The 16,457-nt window shown below is 56.5% G+C and carries 16 protein-coding genes; 10 read left to right on the plus strand and 6 right to left on the minus strand.

Annotated features, from left to right (window positions below):
• Positions 1–4: 4 nt before the first annotated feature.
• Both ACQY4Z_RS15855 and ACQY4Z_RS15860 read left to right on the plus strand, forming a co-directional pair.
• Entirely contained in the window at positions 5–1,447 is a 1,443-nt protein-coding gene (locus ACQY4Z_RS15855; protein ID WP_428522806.1) for a Ni/Fe hydrogenase subunit alpha, read from the plus strand.
• 10 nt (positions 1,448–1,457) lie between these two features.
• Positions 1,458–1,898, plus strand: a complete 441-nt coding sequence (locus ACQY4Z_RS15860; RefSeq protein WP_428522808.1) for a hydrogenase maturation protease — start codon at positions 1,458–1,460, stop codon at positions 1,896–1,898.
• A 3-nt stretch (positions 1,899–1,901) separates the two neighbouring features.
• Here ACQY4Z_RS15860 and ACQY4Z_RS15865 read toward each other — a convergent pair whose 3' ends face one another.
• Positions 1,902–2,771, minus strand: a complete 870-nt coding sequence (locus ACQY4Z_RS15865) for a MurR/RpiR family transcriptional regulator (RefSeq protein ID WP_428522810.1) — start codon at positions 2,769–2,771, stop codon at positions 1,902–1,904.
• Positions 2,772–2,916: 145 nt separating this feature from the next.
• On the opposite strand from ACQY4Z_RS15865, the gene ACQY4Z_RS15870 reads away from it, so the two are divergent.
• The 7 genes from ACQY4Z_RS15870 to ACQY4Z_RS15900 all read left to right on the plus strand — a co-directional run bounded on the left by ACQY4Z_RS15870 (position 2,917) and on the right by ACQY4Z_RS15900 (position 10,851).
• Positions 2,917–3,711 carry an N-formylglutamate amidohydrolase gene (locus tag ACQY4Z_RS15870; protein ID WP_428522812.1) on the plus strand — a complete coding sequence of 265 codons (795 nt, stop codon included), beginning with the start codon at positions 2,917–2,919 and terminating at the stop codon, positions 3,709–3,711.
• A complete protein-coding gene (locus ACQY4Z_RS15875; protein WP_428522814.1) occupies positions 3,704–4,300 on the plus strand; it encodes a TRAP transporter small permease subunit in 597 nt (198 codons plus the stop codon). The genes ACQY4Z_RS15870 and ACQY4Z_RS15875 overlap by 8 nt, the downstream gene beginning before the upstream one ends.
• A complete protein-coding gene (locus ACQY4Z_RS15880) occupies positions 4,300–5,640 on the plus strand; it encodes a TRAP transporter large permease (RefSeq protein WP_428522816.1) in 1,341 nt (446 codons plus the stop codon). Before ACQY4Z_RS15875 ends, ACQY4Z_RS15880 begins: the two co-directional genes overlap by 1 nt.
• Positions 5,641–5,759: 119 nt before the next feature.
• A complete protein-coding gene (locus ACQY4Z_RS15885) occupies positions 5,760–6,809 on the plus strand; it encodes a TRAP transporter substrate-binding protein (RefSeq protein ID WP_055670853.1) in 1,050 nt (349 codons plus the stop codon).
• A gap of 139 nt (positions 6,810–6,948) precedes the next feature.
• Positions 6,949–8,316 (plus strand): glutamine synthetase family protein, encoded by a 1,368-nt coding sequence (locus ACQY4Z_RS15890; protein WP_428522819.1) that lies wholly within the window; start codon positions 6,949–6,951, stop codon positions 8,314–8,316.
• Between the two features lie 2 nt (positions 8,317–8,318).
• Positions 8,319–9,704 carry an aldehyde dehydrogenase family protein gene (locus tag ACQY4Z_RS15895; RefSeq protein ID WP_428522821.1) on the plus strand — a complete coding sequence of 462 codons (1,386 nt, stop codon included), beginning with the start codon at positions 8,319–8,321 and terminating at the stop codon, positions 9,702–9,704.
• Between the two features lies 1 nt (position 9,705).
• A complete protein-coding gene (locus tag ACQY4Z_RS15900; protein ID WP_422021269.1) occupies positions 9,706–10,851 on the plus strand; it encodes an iron-containing alcohol dehydrogenase in 1,146 nt (381 codons plus the stop codon).
• A 75-nt stretch (positions 10,852–10,926) separates the two neighbouring features.
• Here ACQY4Z_RS15900 and ACQY4Z_RS15905 read toward each other — a convergent pair whose 3' ends face one another.
• The 4 genes from ACQY4Z_RS15905 to ACQY4Z_RS15920 are packed head-to-tail and all read right to left on the minus strand — an operon-like array spanning position 10,927 to position 13,445.
• Positions 10,927–11,409 carry a DUF6505 family protein gene (locus ACQY4Z_RS15905; protein WP_008193811.1) on the minus strand — a complete coding sequence of 161 codons (483 nt, stop codon included), beginning with the start codon at positions 11,407–11,409 and terminating at the stop codon, positions 10,927–10,929.
• Positions 11,406–12,113, minus strand: coding sequence for a DUF4444 domain-containing protein (locus tag ACQY4Z_RS15910; RefSeq protein ID WP_428522824.1), 708 nt, complete (start codon positions 12,111–12,113; stop codon positions 11,406–11,408). Before ACQY4Z_RS15910 ends, ACQY4Z_RS15905 begins: the two co-directional genes overlap by 4 nt.
• On the minus strand, positions 12,110–13,249 hold the full coding sequence (locus tag ACQY4Z_RS15915; protein WP_428522826.1) for an Mrp/NBP35 family ATP-binding protein: 1,140 nt from the start codon (positions 13,247–13,249) through the stop codon (positions 12,110–12,112). Before ACQY4Z_RS15915 ends, ACQY4Z_RS15910 begins: the two co-directional genes overlap by 4 nt.
• Positions 13,250–13,256: 7 nt before the next feature.
• Positions 13,257–13,445, minus strand: coding sequence for a DUF6494 family protein (locus ACQY4Z_RS15920; protein ID WP_008193496.1), 189 nt, complete (start codon positions 13,443–13,445; stop codon positions 13,257–13,259).
• A gap of 138 nt (positions 13,446–13,583) precedes the next feature.
• Here ACQY4Z_RS15920 and ACQY4Z_RS15925 point away from each other — a divergent pair, with 138 nt between their 5' ends.
• Entirely contained in the window at positions 13,584–14,297 is a 714-nt protein-coding gene (locus ACQY4Z_RS15925; RefSeq protein WP_428522828.1) for a c-type cytochrome, read from the plus strand.
• 16 nt (positions 14,298–14,313) lie between these two features.
• Here ACQY4Z_RS15925 and ACQY4Z_RS15930 read toward each other — a convergent pair whose 3' ends face one another.
• Complete coding sequence (locus ACQY4Z_RS15930) at positions 14,314–16,272, minus strand: 4Fe-4S binding protein (RefSeq protein ID WP_428522830.1); 1,959 nt, start codon at positions 16,270–16,272, stop codon at positions 14,314–14,316.
• Positions 16,273–16,457 lie beyond the last annotated feature (185 nt).

Consider the following 16,457-nt stretch of genomic DNA (forward strand, 5'->3'; position numbering starts at 1 on the left):
GTTTATGGGCGAACCCAGACTGATTGAAATCTCACCGGTCACCCGTGTCGAAGGGCATGGGAAAGTTACCATTCACCTCAACTCGGAAAACGAAGTGGATGAGGCCAGGCTGCATATTGTCGAATTCCGTGGCTTCGAACGCTTCATTCGCGGGCGCCTCATGTGGGAAGTTCCGGTCATCGTGCAACGCCTGTGTGGTATTTGCCCGGTCAGCCATCATCTGGCAGCCGCCAAGGCCATGGACATGATCGTGGGCGTCGATCAGTTGACGCCAACCGCTGAGAAAATGCGGCGGTTGATGCACTACGGGCAGGTCATGCAGAGCCACGTACTGCATTTCTTCCATTTGGCGGCGCCAGACCTGTTGTTCGGGTTTGGGGCTCCTGCCGAGAAACGCAACATCTTCGAAGTGATCAGGGAACAGCCAGAGCTCGGCAAACGCGCCGTCCTGATGCGCAAATACGGTCAGGAGATCATCGAGGCGACGGCGGGCAAGAAGATCCATGGAACCGGCGCTATCCCTGGGGGCATCAACCGCAATCTTCCGATCGAAAGACGCGATCATTTTCTGAGCACGATTGATGAGATGCTCGAATGGGCACAGGACGCGGTCAAGCTTGCCAGAGACTACACGCTCCAACATGAGGATCTGGTCGCCAAGTTCGGATCATTTCCGTCGAACTACATGTCTCTCGTACGAGAGGAAGATGGTGCGCTTGATCTCTACCATGGCAACCTCCGCGCATTGAATTCGACCGGGGACGAGATCTTCGATCAACTACCCTATACGCAGTATCATGAGCGTCTGATCGAGGATGTGCGGTCCTGGTCCTATATGAAGTTTCCCTTCATCAAGGAATTAGGGCCGGACGTTGGATGGTACCGGGTCGGTCCGCTGGCACGTATGAATACGGCGAGCTTCATAGATACGCCAATTGCCAACGCGGCACTGGACGAGCTTAAAGCTGTCACGGATGGCCACCCAAACAATTCGACGCTCGCAAATCACTGGGCCCGGATGATCGAGGTCGTGCATTGCGTTGAGAAGATCCGCGAACTGCTCAACGACCCAGACCTTCAAGGAGACGACTTGGTTGTGACCGGGGACCGGCGCGGCGAGGGGATTGGCGTCATCGAAGCACCGCGCGGAAACCTTATTCATCATTATCAAGTCGATGAAAACGATCAGGTCACCTATTGCAATCTGATCGTGTCAACGACACACAACAACGAGGGCATGAATAGGGCGGTCAAGGATGTCGCCGTCAAACACTTAAGTGGTCATGACCAGATCACAGAGGGCATGCTCAACCATGTCGAAGTTGCGATCCGGGCTTATGATCCGTGCCTCTCCTGTGCCACTCATGCACTGGGCCAGATGCCGTTGCAGGTGGAGCTGTTCAACGCGGACGGGGAGCTGGTCGATAGCAAGGCGCAGTCGGTATGAGGGCGCTGGGATGTTGTTGATTGGGTACGGCAATCCGGGTCGGGGAGACGATGGGCTCGGGCCTGCGTTTTCTGAAGGCATGGCAGCGCGTGACCTGACGTCCTGGACGATCGATACCGATTACCAGCTCGTCGCAGAGCACGCCTTTGATGTCTCTGGACATGAGCTTGTCGTGTTTGCAGACGCAGAGATTGGGAGCTCGGAGCCCTTTTCGTTCCGCGAGATCAAACCTGGTGCGCCGGAAGTTCTGGGCAGCCACAGTCTGGTTCCCGAAACCGTCCTATCCTTGTGTGAAACCCTTTATGGCGCGGTGCCGACCGCCTTTGTACTTGGGATAACCGGTGTGGAATACGGTGAGGTGAAGGAAGGCCTTTCAGATCAGGCTGCCGCCAACCTCACGAAGGCACAGGCATTTTTTCTGGACTGGGCCGGAAAGCTTTCTACACCTTAGACTTTAGATGTCCGGTGTATCGGTCCGGCTCTCAGTTGCGGGGTCATGGGAATTGCGAAGTGCCTCCAGGGCGCGCATCCGTTCTTCTGCTTTGTCCTGATTTTCCCGCGTCACCCCGGCAATCAACACTTCGGCAATAGCCATCAGCGCCAGGGATGAATCCCATGGCGAGGGAACTGCGACACGGGCTGGCAACACGTAGGAAGCTATTCGGCCAATGGGGGACATCCAGCTGTCTGTGACCAGCGCAACGGTCGCCCCTTGTTTGGCCGCATCTTCTGCAAACTGAATGATCTCTGCCTGGTACCGGCGGATGTCGAAGACCAGCACAACATCTTTCGGGCCAATCCCAAGCAACTGGTCGAGCCAGTTCCCGTGCTGTCCGGCCACATGAACGACGTTCGGCCGCACGATACGCAAGTGCGCTGCCATATACCTTGCAAGGCCGTCAGTGAACCGCCCACCGATCAGGTGAACAGTCTTGCGGTCGTCGGCCAATAGTTTGACAAGACCGTCAAGTTCGCCTTTTGGTAGATGGTCGAATGTCTCACGGATGTTCTCGATCAGTTGCCCGACATGCGGGTCGCCCGTTGTATCCTTCGCAAGACTGGTGCTTCGCGCGAGCGGGGAGTTCAGCTGATTGGCGAGTTCGCTGCGCAGCTTTTTCTGGAATTCCGCGAAGCCTGGAAACCCCAGCCGGGCCACAAACCTGAGGATGGTCGGAGCGCTCACCCCGGCGGCTTTTGCAAACTCCGCAACAGTCCCCAATCCCTGCACGGGATAATTTGCCATCAAGGCATGCGCCGCTTTCTTTTCGGTCGCGGTAAACTCGTCGAGCCGATCACGTATGTCGTCCAAAAGTGGGCGTTCCATGGGCTGCTGCCTCAATTTTTGGCGGAGCTATCAAAACTGTTTGACAGAACCGCATTTCGTGTATCAGATATTACAGAGTTTGAATTTGTCGGCAATACTGTAACAAACATTACAGAAACAAGCAGGCGCTTTTCCGGGGGGATGAATGGGATCAAACCACCAAAACGGCGGAATGTCCCGTGCTGTAGAGGTTGTAAATGCAGAAGGTGCCGGTGAGCTGGTCCTTTTGTGTGATCATGCTTCGAATCATTTTCCTGCTCCCTATGATCAGTGCCTTGGTGTGTCGGATGAAGAGAAATCCGCGCACATTTCATGGGATCCGGGCGCGCTCGGCGTCGCGATGGCGTTGTCGAAGGCGCTTGATGCGCCTTTGATCTATACAACGGTTTCCCGTCTGGTCATTGACTGCAATCGCGAAGAGACTCGCGAAGATCTGACGCCGTGCTTGAGTGAGCTGACAGAGATCTCCGGAAACAAGAATTTATCCGATGAAGAGCGGACATTCCGGATCAATCTGGTTCATCGCCCGTTTCACGATGCGATCGACAAAGTGCTTGCGCTTCGGGCGGACAAGGGGCTGCCGTCTGCAGTGGTGTCCATCCACACCTATACACCGGTTTACAAAGGCAAATCTCGGCCCTGGGAAATCGGTTTGATTTCCGAAAACGACCGCCGCCTGGCCGACCCTGTGTTGGCCGGGTTGAAGGCACGTGGCGATCTGACAGTTGGCGACAATGAGCCCTATGCCCCCTCCGATGGGGTCTATTACACCGTCAGGCGGCATGGCGAAGACAAGTCGCTGCCATGCCTGATGATCGAAATCCGGAACGACGAAGTGCGCACGCCAAATGAGGAGCTGCACTGGGCGGACATCTTGGGACCTTTGTTGAAATCCGCTGCCAAAACGGTGTTGCGGAAGGAGGTTGCCGATCATGCCTAGGATCGCCCATTGGTATGTTCACGCGGTTGACGGTTTCAATCGCGGTCTGGGCAAAGTCATCATGTGGGGTGTCTTTGTCATGGCGGGGATCCTGTTGTGGTCCTCAATCTCCAAGACGTTTTTCAATCCGTCGCTTTGGACCCTGGAAGTGGCGCAGTTTGCAATGGTCGCCTACTACGTTCTGGGCGGACCCTATTCTGTTCAGCTTGGGTCGAATGTCCGCATGGACCTGTTTTATGCGGAGTGGAGCATCAAGAAAAAGGCCTGGTTCGATGCCTTCACCGTGCTTCTTCTGATCTTCTATCTTGGTGTTCTCCTTTATGGGGCGCTTGGGTCTACAGCCTATTCTCTCGGTTATTTCGGCCGGGAGTTTCCGGAGTTCTACTGGGAGCTGGTCGTCGCCTTCTTTACCGGCGGGCCTGCTGCCGCCGGAGAGGTCATGGGCTATATCGAACGCAGTCCGACGGCGTGGCGGCCAGTTCTCTGGCCAATCAAGGTGACCATGTGTATCGGCTTTTTCCTAATGCTTTTGCAGACCATTTCTGAGCTGATCAAGGATATTGCGACCATCCGGGGAGAGACCATCTGATGTCTTACGAGATGATCGCCCTTTTGATGTTCTCATCGATGATGCTCATGCTGCTCACCGGGCAGAGGGTGTTCGGAGCCATTGGCGGTATTGCAGCCATTGCAGCCATCAGCCTGTGGGGTGTCGGCGGTCAGGATATACCGTTTTCCGCGGCGATGAAGCTTATGAAATGGTATCCGCTGCTGACGCTGCCGATGTTCATTTTCATGGGCTATGTCCTGTCCGAAACAAAGATCGCCGACGATCTTTACAAAATGTTCCACGTTTGGATGGGCCCGCTCAATGGTGGCCTTGCCATCGGGACGATCCTGCTCATGGTTCTGATTTCAGCCATGAACGGATTGTCGGTTGCGGGCATGGCGATTGGGGCGACCATTGCGCTGCCGGAACTCCTGAAACGAGGGTACGACAAGCGCATGGTCACGGGGGTGATCCAGGCAGGGTCATCGTTGGGCATTCTGGTGCCGCCCTCCGTTGTCCTCGTGCTTTATGCAATGATCGCACGGGCACCTGTCGGACAGCTCTGGCTTGCCGGTATCATCCCAGGGCTAATGATGGCGGCCATGTTCATTGTCTACATCGCAGTCCGCTGCAAGCTTCAGCCCAATCTTGGCCCCGCCCTCACAGTAGAAGAGCGGGAGGCCTCCAAGGAAGAGAAGTATCGGCTGTTACTTGCCGGCCTGCTTCCGCTCATCATTTTCGCGGTGATGATGGTGCCGTTCGTCAACGGCTGGACTAGCCTGGTTGAAAGCTCTGCAATCGGGGCTCTGGCGGCCTTGCTTGCATCGATCATCAAACGCCGCATGACCATGGACATTCTGATCCTTTGCCTGCGAAACACGCTCGGCATCTCCTGCATGTTCATGTGGATCATTCTGGCGGCTCTTGGCTTTGGTGCCGTCTTTGACGGGCTCGGCGCAGTCAAAGCGATCGAGAACCTTTTCACCGAACAGCTTGGCCTGTCTCCCTGGATGATCTTAATCCTAATGCAGCTGTCGTTCTTGGTGATGGGAACGTTTCTGGACGACACGGCAATGCTGGTGATCGTGGCTCCGCTTTATGTGCCTCTGGTGGCAACGCTGGATCTGGGCATGCCGGTCGGGCAGGTGCTGATCTGGTACGGAGTGCTTTACACGATCACGACACAGATCGCCTACATGACGCCACCGTTTGGCTACAACCTCTTCCTGATGCGGGCAATGGCGCCCAAGGACATCACCATGCGGGACATTTACGGGTCGATCACCCCGTTTGTCCTGGTGATGGCTCTTGCGCTGGCCCTTGTCATGGCTTTCCCGCAAATCGCTCTTTGGCTGCCTGAACTGGTTTACAGCCGATGATGCGCGGAGCGGGACAAAAACAATATATCCGGAGGAAACGGATTTGAATGTGCGGTTAAATGAGATCCGGCAAACGGACGGACCGCTTGACCTTGGAACCGAAAATTAGGGGAACAGTAATGACGAACAGACGTGATTTTCTCAAAAAAGCCGGGACAGGTACCGTTGCAGCCGCAGGTGCCGTAACGCTGGCCGCACCGGCCGTTCACGGCCAGACGCCAATCAAGTGGCGCCTTCAGACCTACGCAGGCCCGGCGCTGGCCGAGCACGTGATCAAACCGCACATCGACGCTTTCAACAAGGCGGCGAATGGTGAAATGGAGATCGAACTCTACACCGCCGACCAGCTGGTCCCAACGGGTGAACTCTTCCGTGCCATGCAACAGGGAACAATCGATGCGGTGCAGTCTGACGATGACTCCATGGCATCTCCGACCGAAGTCACTGTCTTCGGGGGTTATTTCCCGTTTGCGTCCCGGTATTCCCTGGATGTGCCGGTGCTCTTCAATCAGTACGGCCTGAAAGAGATCTGGGAAGAAGAATACGCCAAGGTTGGCGTCAAGCACATCTCTGCCGGCGCTTGGGACCCGTGCCACTTTGCCACCAAAGACCCAATCCGCTCGCTGGAAGATCTGAAAGGCAAGCGCGTCTTCACGTTCCCGACGGCCGGCCGCTTCATGGCACAGTTCGGCGTTGTTCCGGTAACCCTGCCTTGGGAAGATATTGAAGTTGCGGTTCAGACCGGTGAGCTCGACGGTATTGCCTGGTCCGGCATCACCGAAGACTACACGGTCGGTTGGGCTGACGTTACCAATTACTTCCTGACCAACAACATCTCTGGCGCTTGGGCAGGCTCGTTCTTTGCCAACCAAGAGCGTTGGAATGAGCTTCCGGATCACCTGAAAACGATGCTGCAGCTCGCCATGGATGCATCGCACTACTATCGCCAATGGTGGTATTGGGGCGGTGAAGCGAATCTGCGGGTCAACGGCACCAAGATGGAACTGACATCCATTCCGGACGAAGAGTGGGCAACAGTTGAAGCCGCTGCCATGGTCTTCTGGGATGAGATCGCTGCAGAGTCTCCGACAAAGGCGAAAGTTGTCGAGATCTTCAAGAAGTACAATCAGGACATGCAGAAAGCTGGACGTCCTTACCGCTACACCTAATGCAAGCCCTGGAGCCGGCCATCTCACCCTTCGGGGTGGCCGGTTCTTGCAACTACCGGTCCGGAAAAATAGAACCCTCCGGACCGGGAATTTTTTTGAATAAGAGCGCTCGTAAACCGCCAAATAGGGACCAGACAACATGCCGGGAAATCTGACCTTTGATGCCCTGAAATCACTCGTGACATCGGGTGAGATCGACACAGTACTTGCTTGCATCGTCGATATGCAGGGACGGTTGATGGGCAAACGCTTTCTGGCCCAGCATTTCGTGGACAGCGCTTACGAAGAAACCCATTGCTGCAATTACCTGCTGGCAACGGACCTAGAGATGTACACCGTGGAGGGTTATGCCGCGACCAGTTGGTCGGGCGGCTATGGCGACTACGTCATGAAGCCGGATCTCTCCACGATCCGCCGCATCCCGTGGCTCGAAGGCACGGCCATGGTGATCTGTGATGTTCTTGATCACCACACTCACAAGGAAGTTCCGCACTCGCCGCGCGCGATGCTCAAGACCCAGGTTGCGCGCATGAACGCCCTGGGCCTTACACCTATCATGGCAACCGAACTTGAGTTCTTCCTTTTCGAGAAGAGCTTCGATGAGCTGCGCAAGAGCGGTTACCGGGATATGGAGCCGATCTCCGGCTACAACGAAGACTACCACATCCTTCAAACAACGAAGGAAGAGGACGTGATGCGGCCGATCCGCAACGGTCTCTATGCCGCTGGAATTCCGGTGGAGAATACCAAGGGTGAGGCCGAAGCCGGTCAGGAAGAGCTCAATATCAAGTACGCACCGGCTCTTGATACCGCCGAGTATCATACGATCTCAAAGCACGCGGTAAAGGAAATCGCATGGGCAAAGGGTCGGTCAGCGACGTTCCTGCCGAAATGGGCGAGCGACAAGGTTGGCTCTTCATCTCACGTGCACCAGTCGCTGTTCGACAAAGACGGCAACAACGTGTTTTGCGATCCCGACGGCGAATACGGAATGTCGGAGGTGATGCAGCATTATCTGGCGGGCCTCATCAAATACGCGCCCGACTACACCTACTTCCTGGCACCTTACATCAACAGCTACAAACGCTTCCAAAAAGGGACTTTCGCGCCGACCAAGATGGTCTGGTCTGTCGACAACCGCACCGCCGGGTTCCGCTTGTGTGGCGAGGGGACCAAAGCGCTGCGCATCGAGTGCCGCATTGGCGGTTCGGATCTGAACCCATATTTGGCGCTTGCAGTTCAGATCGCAGCCGGCCTTAAGGGAATTGAGGATGAACTGCCGCTCGATAAGCCGACATCCGGCGACGTCTATGAAGCAAAAAAAGCCAAGGAAATCCCACACACCTTGCGGGATGCGCGCGAAACACTGCGCAAATCAAAATTCCTGCGGGAAGCTTTCTCCGACGCGGTCATTGACCACTATGCCCGCGCAGCGGAATGGGAAATCGAAGAGTTCGACCGGGCTGTCACCGATTATGAAATCGCCCGGGGTTTTGAAAGAGCCTAAACATGACAAGCAAAGTAACCTGTATTTCTCCGATTGACGGTTCGGTCTATGCGGAGCGCCCTGTCTTGTCCGCCGACGACGCCCGCGAGGCTGTCGCGCGGGCAAGATCCGCTCAGATCGCCTGGCAAGCACGTCCGCTGGAAGACCGGATCTCTCTTGTTCTCGCCGGAGTTGCCAAGGTCGGTGAGATGAACGACGAGATCGTTCCCGAACTCGCCCATCAGATGGGCCGTCCCGTCCGCTACGGTGGTGAGTTTGGCGGCTTTACAGAGCGTGCCTCTTACATGGCGGAGATTGCTGCCGAGGCACTGGCGCCGATCGAAGTTGCCGATGATGCGGCATTCAAGCGGATGATCAAGCGCGTTCCCCATGGCGTGGTGCTTGTCGTGGCTCCTTGGAATTACCCTTATATGACCGCGATCAATACGGTCGCACCCGCGTTGATCGCAGGGAACTCTGTTGTTCTGAAACATGCCTCTCAAACGCTGTTGGTTGGCGAGCGCATGGCGAAGGCTTTCCACGAAGCAGGCGTTCCGGAAGACGTATTCCAGAATGTATTTCTGGATCACGCTACAACCTCTGCGCTGATTGCTGAAAAGTCCTTTGGTTTCGTGAATTTCACGGGCTCAGTAGGGGGCGGTCAGGCGATGGAAAAGGCCGCAGCTGGAACGTTTACCGGGGTTGGTCTTGAGCTCGGCGGCAAAGACCCGGGCTACGTCATGGAAGATGCGGATCTTGATGCAGCGGTCGATACACTGATCGATGGTGCCATGTTCAATGCCGGTCAATGCTGCTGCGGCATTGAGCGGATCTATGTGGTGGAGAGCCTCTATGACGCCTTTGTCGAAAAGGCGGTAAAGATTGTCGAAGGCTACAAGCTCGGCAATCCGCTTGACCCCGAAACGACCCTTGGTCCGATGGCCCATGCCCGCTTCGCGGCAGAAGTCCGTGCCCAGACGCAAGAAGCCATTGCAGATGGGGCCAAGGCCCTGATCGATCCTGCAAAGTTCCCGGAAGATGATGGCGGCGCCTACTTGATGCCGCAAATCCTCGTCGATGTGGATCATTCCATGCGCGTTATGCGCGATGAGAGCTTCGGCCCCGTTGTCGGCATCGTGAAAGTCAAAGACGATGCGGAAGCTATCCGGCTGATGAACGACAGCAATTTCGGTCTGACAGCATCGCTCTGGACCCGGGATGTTGCCCGCGCGGAAGCCATCGGCGATCAGATCGAGACCGGAACCGTCTTCCTCAATCGTGCAGATTACCTGGATCCGGCGCTGTGCTGGACAGGTTGCAAGGACACCGGCCGCGGCGGCGGTCTGTCCATTATCGGCTATCACAATCTGACACGTCCGAAATCCTATCACCTCAAGAAAGCTCAATAAGATGGTGCTGACTGCCAATTGGTCATATCCAACCGCCATGCGCTTCGGCGCGGGACGTATTTCGGAAATCGCCGATGCCTGTAAGGCGTCCGGTATCTCCAAGCCGCTGCTTGTTACGGACAAAGGTCTGGCAAGCATGGACATCACCACCAAGACCCTGGACCTGCTGGATGCTGCCGGTCTGGGCCGGGGCCTGTTTTCCGAAGTCGACCCGAACCCAACGGATCTGAACGCCGCAGAAGGCGTTAAGGTTTACCAGGATGGTGGGTATGACGGGGTTGTTGCTTTTGGCGGCGGCTCTGGGCTCGATCTTGCTAAGGTGATTGCCTTCATGGCGGGGCAGACCCGTCCGCTTTGGGATTTTGAAGACATAGGGGACTGGTGGACCCGGGCAAACGCCGATGCGATTGCGCCTATCGTTGCGGTTCCGACAACCGCCGGGACCGGATCCGAAGTTGGCCGCGCCAGCATCATCACCAAGGTCGATACGGCGGAAAAGAAAATCATCTTCCATCCGAAGATGCTGCCGTCCGTGGTGATCTGCGATCCGGAACTGACGGTCGGAATGCCGAAGTTCCTGACCGCTGGAACGGGCCTTGATGCCTTTGCCCACTGTGTGGAAGCCTATTCCAGCCCGCACTACCATCCGATGAGCCAGGGCATTGCGCTGGAAGGCATGCGTCTGGTTGTGGACTACCTGCCTCGAGCCTACGCCGATGGCACGGATCTGGAAGCACGCGGACACATGATGTCTGCCGCGGCCATGGGCGCGACCGCGTTCCAGAAGGGCCTCGGCGCCATTCACGCCCTCAGTCATCCGATCGGCGCGGTGCACCACACCCACCATGGCACGACCAACGCTGTGTGCATGCCGGCCGTTCTTCAGTTCAACAAATCCGCAATTGCGGACCGGTTCGACAAGGCAGCAGGCTATCTCGGTATCTCAGGCGGTTTTGACGGCTTCTGCGCGTTCGTGGATGAGTTCAACGCTTCGATGAACATTCCGAAGACCTTGACCGAGCTCGGCGTCAAGGATCCGAATATCGAGGAACTGACCGCGGCGGCTCTTCGTGACCCGAGCACTGGTGGTAATCCGATCGAGATGACCGCCGAAAACACGCGAGCGCTTTTCGAAGAGATCATGTGATCTCAACATAAGCGAACGATCAGCACGTAAAGGGCGCCAACCGGCGCCCTTTTCTATTTTTAAACTGTAGAGAACTTAGTGCCCGCCCATGTCTCCATGCACGGCGACCATGTCGAGCTCTGCCGCCTGGGGCTTGATTGCCGAGAAGCCCTCCCGGAGGCCTTCGTCCGAGAGTTCACGCTGGACGGCGAGGAGCGTGTTATCGTCGTGCTCTGCGCACATGGAGGCCATGTAGGACAGCTCTTCGGACGCAACGCCCCTTGCTGCCTCGACAGACGGGGCGCCATAGATGTCGACAAAGTGTTGTGCCAGCCGGTCCACCAGTTGGTTGAACTCTGGCTCCTCAATCGGAGTAACTGCCACAAATGTCACCCGGCCGAAGGTTTCCAACCCGAGCCAGCCGTTGACGAAGGCCTGTCTGGCCTTGCCGGTCAGCTCCGCCTCCGTCCAGTCCGAGAACTCAAAGCCGCCGGATAGGCACCATTCGCCCGTCCTTGCTGGCGAAAAATAAACGTTCTGGTCGCTCTCATCGAGATGGATCGCGCGGGCAAGCTTCATTTTGATCCCTCAAGTTGGGTAGACAGCGGAATAAGCTTTGTTTCACCATCCCTCCGCATCAGCATACCGAAAAACTCATCAACGCCAACAAATGTCCCGGTTTCACCGTTGAAATCGATGTCTTCACCGAGGTTTTTTGCAAGGCCGCGCCATTCTGCATGCACCGGACGAGGCCCGTCTTCCTGCCATCGGTTGATCCAGTAAAGCGTGTGGCGAACCCAGCTTTCCAGAAGCCGTTCGGGTTCAACTTCGCCGCAACCCTCTTCAATCAAGGAGGTCCGGTCTGGATCGTTGCCTGGATTTCCCTCAAGGGTTTGAACATTGAGCTCCAGGCCGATAATCAACCAGTCCGGTGTTTCGGCCGGGTTCGCTCCTGAAGCGCGTGCGCGAAAACGCCCGCAGGTGGCCCCGTTTACCCGAATGCCGCCAGCCCAATCCAAATGAACCGCGACCTCGGGCGGGGCGAGGGCGCCGAGAGCTGCCTGAAAACCGAGGCCGCAGACCGGCAGCATGCTCATCGCTTCTTCCAGCGGAACTTCCGGAGCGAAGATCAGGCTTGCCCTTAACGTGCCACCTCCAAGGTTATAAACAACAGTTCCGGGATCTGTACCCGCAACAGCAAGGGCGATTGCGCGGTCGAATGGGTCAGCCGTACCGGTGACCGCTTCTCCCTGGAAGAGCGGCGGGAATTGGAGATCGTTCACGCCGAGCTCTCCTGAGCGGCAAGCTGTTCTGTCACTGCTGTTGCCAGCTTCTTGAAGGCTGCCGATTCCGGCGCATCTGGCGCCTTGATCACGGCTGGTGTATCGCCATCTGCCGCAGTGCGGATGTTGAGGTGCAAGGGTATCTCCGCAAGCACTGGAACCTGCAGGTTTGCGGCCTCCTTGGCGACGCCGCCATGACCGAAGATATGCTCCTCGTTTCCGCATTTCGAACAGATATGCGTCGACATGTTCTCCACCATGCCAAGGATCGGCACTTTCATTTCCTGGAACATGTCGATGCCCTTGCGCGCATCCAGCAAGGCAATGTCCTGCGGAGTGGAGACAATCACTGCGCCGTCGACAATGAACTTCTGCGACAATGTCATCTGGACGTCGCCGGTTCCCGGTGGCAGATCGACAATCAGGACATCCAGGGCGCCCCATTGAACCTGGGTCATCATCTGTTGCAAAGCGCCCATCAGCATGGGCCCCCGCCAGACAACAGCCTTGTCGCCAGATGTCATCAGGCCGATCGACATCAGTGTCACGCCGTGATTCCGCAATGGCAAAATGGTCTGGCCATCCGGTGAAGACGGTCGTCCTTTGATGCCGAGCATTTCAGGTTGTGACGGACCATAAACATCCGCATCCAGAAGACCGACCTTCAAGCCCTGGGCCGCCAGAGCACAGGCAAGGTTAGAGGCAACAGTCGACTTTCCGACACCGCCCTTGCCGGACGCAATCGCGATGATCTTCTTGATACCCGGCACATGCTGCGGTCCGGAAGTGCCAGGTGCTGCCGGGATCGGTTTGATCGGCTTCAGCTCTCCAGGACCTGCCTTAGGGATTGGGGCAGCAGGTGCTGCCGGTGCTGGCGTGGTGGGTTGGTCAGAGTGCGATGTCAGGATCACCTGCGCAGACGAGCAGTCCGGCAAGGCTTCAAGCCGCTGGACGGCGTCCTCACGGAGCCGTTCCATCTCATCAACCCGAGTTTGATCGATCTGAAGGACGAACCGCACAGTCCCATCAGCAACCTTGAGGCCGCGGATCATGCCTGTTGCCGGAAGGTCTTCCCCCGTCACCGGATCCACGATCGCCTTGAGTGTTTCAATAACAGTTTCGCGTGAAAGGGACACGTCCGCCTTACCCCTTGATTTCGCCTTCAACGACATGCTCAAGGCCGAGTTCCTCGATCACGATCACGGCCTTTACGTTAAAGCTTTTGCCCTCGGGTGCGCCAGCTTCGCGTACTGCGTTTTCAATGGCTTGTTGGGATGTGACACCAACCTGTTTCAGGAATTTGCGCATGGACATGTTAAAGTCGTCGTTCATTTGGACCTCCCCGTTGTTTTGACATGCATTGACGTATCGGCATTTTCGCTTCTACGCTTATAGCCTGATGTCAGCTGCGTGAAGGAGGAGCGCGTGGCCTGCCGGAAACTTTTGATATTCGTGTTTGCGTGCATTTGGATGAGCGCGTCAGTTAATGCTGTGCGTTCTGCGGAGCCGTTTCGGCTCAGCGTGCCGCAAGATCTCAACGACAGCGGTTTCCTGAAATACCTGCTGCCCCGGTTTTCCTTGAAAACGAATACGCGGATCGAACTGGTTTCGCCTGAGGATCCAGCCGAAGTGCGGCTATTGGATGAGGAAGGCGGAACACCAGTATTCGAAGGATTGGACCGCACATGGTACGCATTTGTCGAACAGGAAACGGGCGGTACCAAAAGATTTATGGAGTGGCTTACCGGCGATGTCGGCCGGCGGACCATTGATGGTTTTCCGGCTAAGGATGGCTTTGCATTTACCGCTGCAGCTCCTATCGCAAAGGAAGTCGACGACGGACTGATCGCCGGAGATGCGGGAAAAGGCGAAAAGCTCGCCGTGGTGCATTGCGGGCGGTGCCACCGGGTTAATGCCGCAACGCGCATGGCGGGCATCGGCTCTACTCCGTCTTTCGCGATTCTTCGAACGCTCGCGGACTGGAAGCCGCGTTTCGAGGCGTTTTTCGCGCTCAATCCGCATCCGTCATTTACGCTGATCGAAGACGTAACGGAGCCGTTCGATGAAACACGGCCGCCGCCCATTGTTCCGGTCGAAATGACGCTGGACGATCTGGATGCCATCCTCGCCTTTGTCTCACGCATCCCGCCTGCCGATTTGGGCGCGCCGCTCCAGTACCAGTGATCCTGATCAGGCACGGTCAATGGTCGCGCCTGATGTAATCGTCGGTGGTTCGAACCCGCGGGCGTTCGTTGGATTCAAACGGATTGTTCTCGCTGTGGTAAGCCGCATTGACCCGGCAATCGTCACACATCTGAATCATCCGGGCGGCCCCGCCATCTTTGAACATGGAATGCTTGCCGGCGAGCTGCCCCATGATCCGTTCGACAGTTGAGCGAACCCCAAACGGTTTGCCGCATTCGATGCACTCAAACGGTTCTTCTTCTTTCAGCACAATCGGTGTCAAAGCCGCGTCGGTCAAGTTCAGCTGCGGAACAAGGGAAAGAGCGCTTTCCGGGCAGATGTTTGTGCAGATGCCGCATTGCAAGCAGGCGTCTTCCTGGAAGCGAAGTTGCGGTTGATCAGGGTTTTCCTTAAGGGCACCAGAGGGGCACAAGGACACGCACGAAAGGCACAATGTGCAAGCGTCTTCGTTTATGGCAACGGCGCCGTAAGGGGCTCCGGCAGGAAGTTCCAGCACGGCGTCCGGTGCATTCAAGGTCTTCGCGGCAAGGCGCGTCACCTGTCGGCGGGATCCAAGCGGAAGGATTGGGGCCTCGTTTTCTGTCCGTTCCGCCTCTTCATAGAGCGCGGCTTCCAAATCATCCGGATCCGTTGGTTCGAGCAATCGAATCTGGTTGTTTCCGGAAATGGAGTTTGCGAGATCGACCTGGAAGGGGAGACCATCCTGTTCTGTTTGGGGTGACACTAGGATGTCGACTGCGGCGAATCCGCATCCAAGGGCTGCAAGAGCCTCTGCGTGGCCGAAAGCGGCCAATGCCGATACTTCCAGCGGAATAACGTCAGTCGGCAGGCCTTTGCCGTATCGGGCCGACAGTTTGATGATTTCAAGACCGTAGGCCGCATCATGGACTAGCAGGCGTGGAGGCTCGTTTGACGCCTTCCGCCAGGTCGTTGAAAGCGTCTCAATCCGCTTGAAGACATGTTGCGGTGTCGGAGCGTCATAGGAAACAGCGCCGGATGGACACACCGCTGAGCACATCCCGCATCCTGCGCAGACCATCGGGTCGATGGTGATGTGATCTCCAGCGGGAGTAATTGCACCGGTTGGGCAAAGGTTCAGGCAGCGGTTGCAGCCGGTTTTCTGTGCTCTGGAGTGCGCACAAAGGTCTTCGTTGACCTTTACGTAGATTGGTTTTTCAAACGTCCCGATGAGTTGAGAAGCTTCCAGGATAACCTTCGAATAAGCATCCTTGTTGCCGGGATCCGCGCGAAGATACCCCTCGCGCTTATCAGCGGCGGGAAACAACGGTGCATCCCTGCGCAGGTCTACGATGATGTCACACGCGCTCTGGCCGCCGCCTTTCGGTTCTGTCCAGTTGAATGCGCCCCGGCCTCCTGGAATGCGTTCCTGCAGAGCATCGAAAGCGACTTGAAATCCGCCGAGGGCACCGGTTGCCGATTTGATGTGACCGCGCACGACATCAAAGCGGCGATCGTCAGTAACCGGTAACTCGACATCGGGGGTGACCAGAACAGTCACACTCAGTGTGTCACAAAGAAGCTTGGCCGCATCAAACGCGATGTCCGGTTCACCAAGTAGCAGGCAAGTTCCTTCGGAGGAAACGTCGACGACGCGCTCACCTGGGTCCGGCAACATGGCCTCAGCAATGAGCGCCGCCATTTTTGCCGTTGGTTCAACATCGTTCGAGGTCCACCCCGCACGGTCGCGGATATCGATAAAATGCGGGTCATTAATTTCAAGATCTTGCGCGAGCTCTTCGAAAAACGTTCGTTCTTGAGCGCAGGCAATGACGACGTCGCCGCTCTGCAACTCTGATTCGGCCACTGCAGCTTCCGTGTGACACAGGGCTGTGTGGACTTTCGAGCAAGCCAGCCCAGTATATTTTTCAATCTCTTCTGCGTTAATCGACTGGCTTTTCAAGCAGTCGCACAGCAGCAACTTCGCTTCTGTCATCGAGCGCGCGTCCTCTCCCCCATGATGCCATTTCAGCGTCTCCCGCGCAGGAAATTGGCTCATCAGTTTCTAATCAAGGGCGAAGGTGTCTTTCCGTCAAGTGGCCTTTGTAAGGACTTGAAATTTCCAGATGTTGCGTCAGCATGGGCAAAAATAAAATTTCCGGCCGGACCGGATATCTGGAG

The organism is Roseibium sp. (genome assembly GCF_965276855.1).
Taxonomy (GTDB): Bacteria; Pseudomonadota; Alphaproteobacteria; order Rhizobiales; family Stappiaceae; genus Roseibium.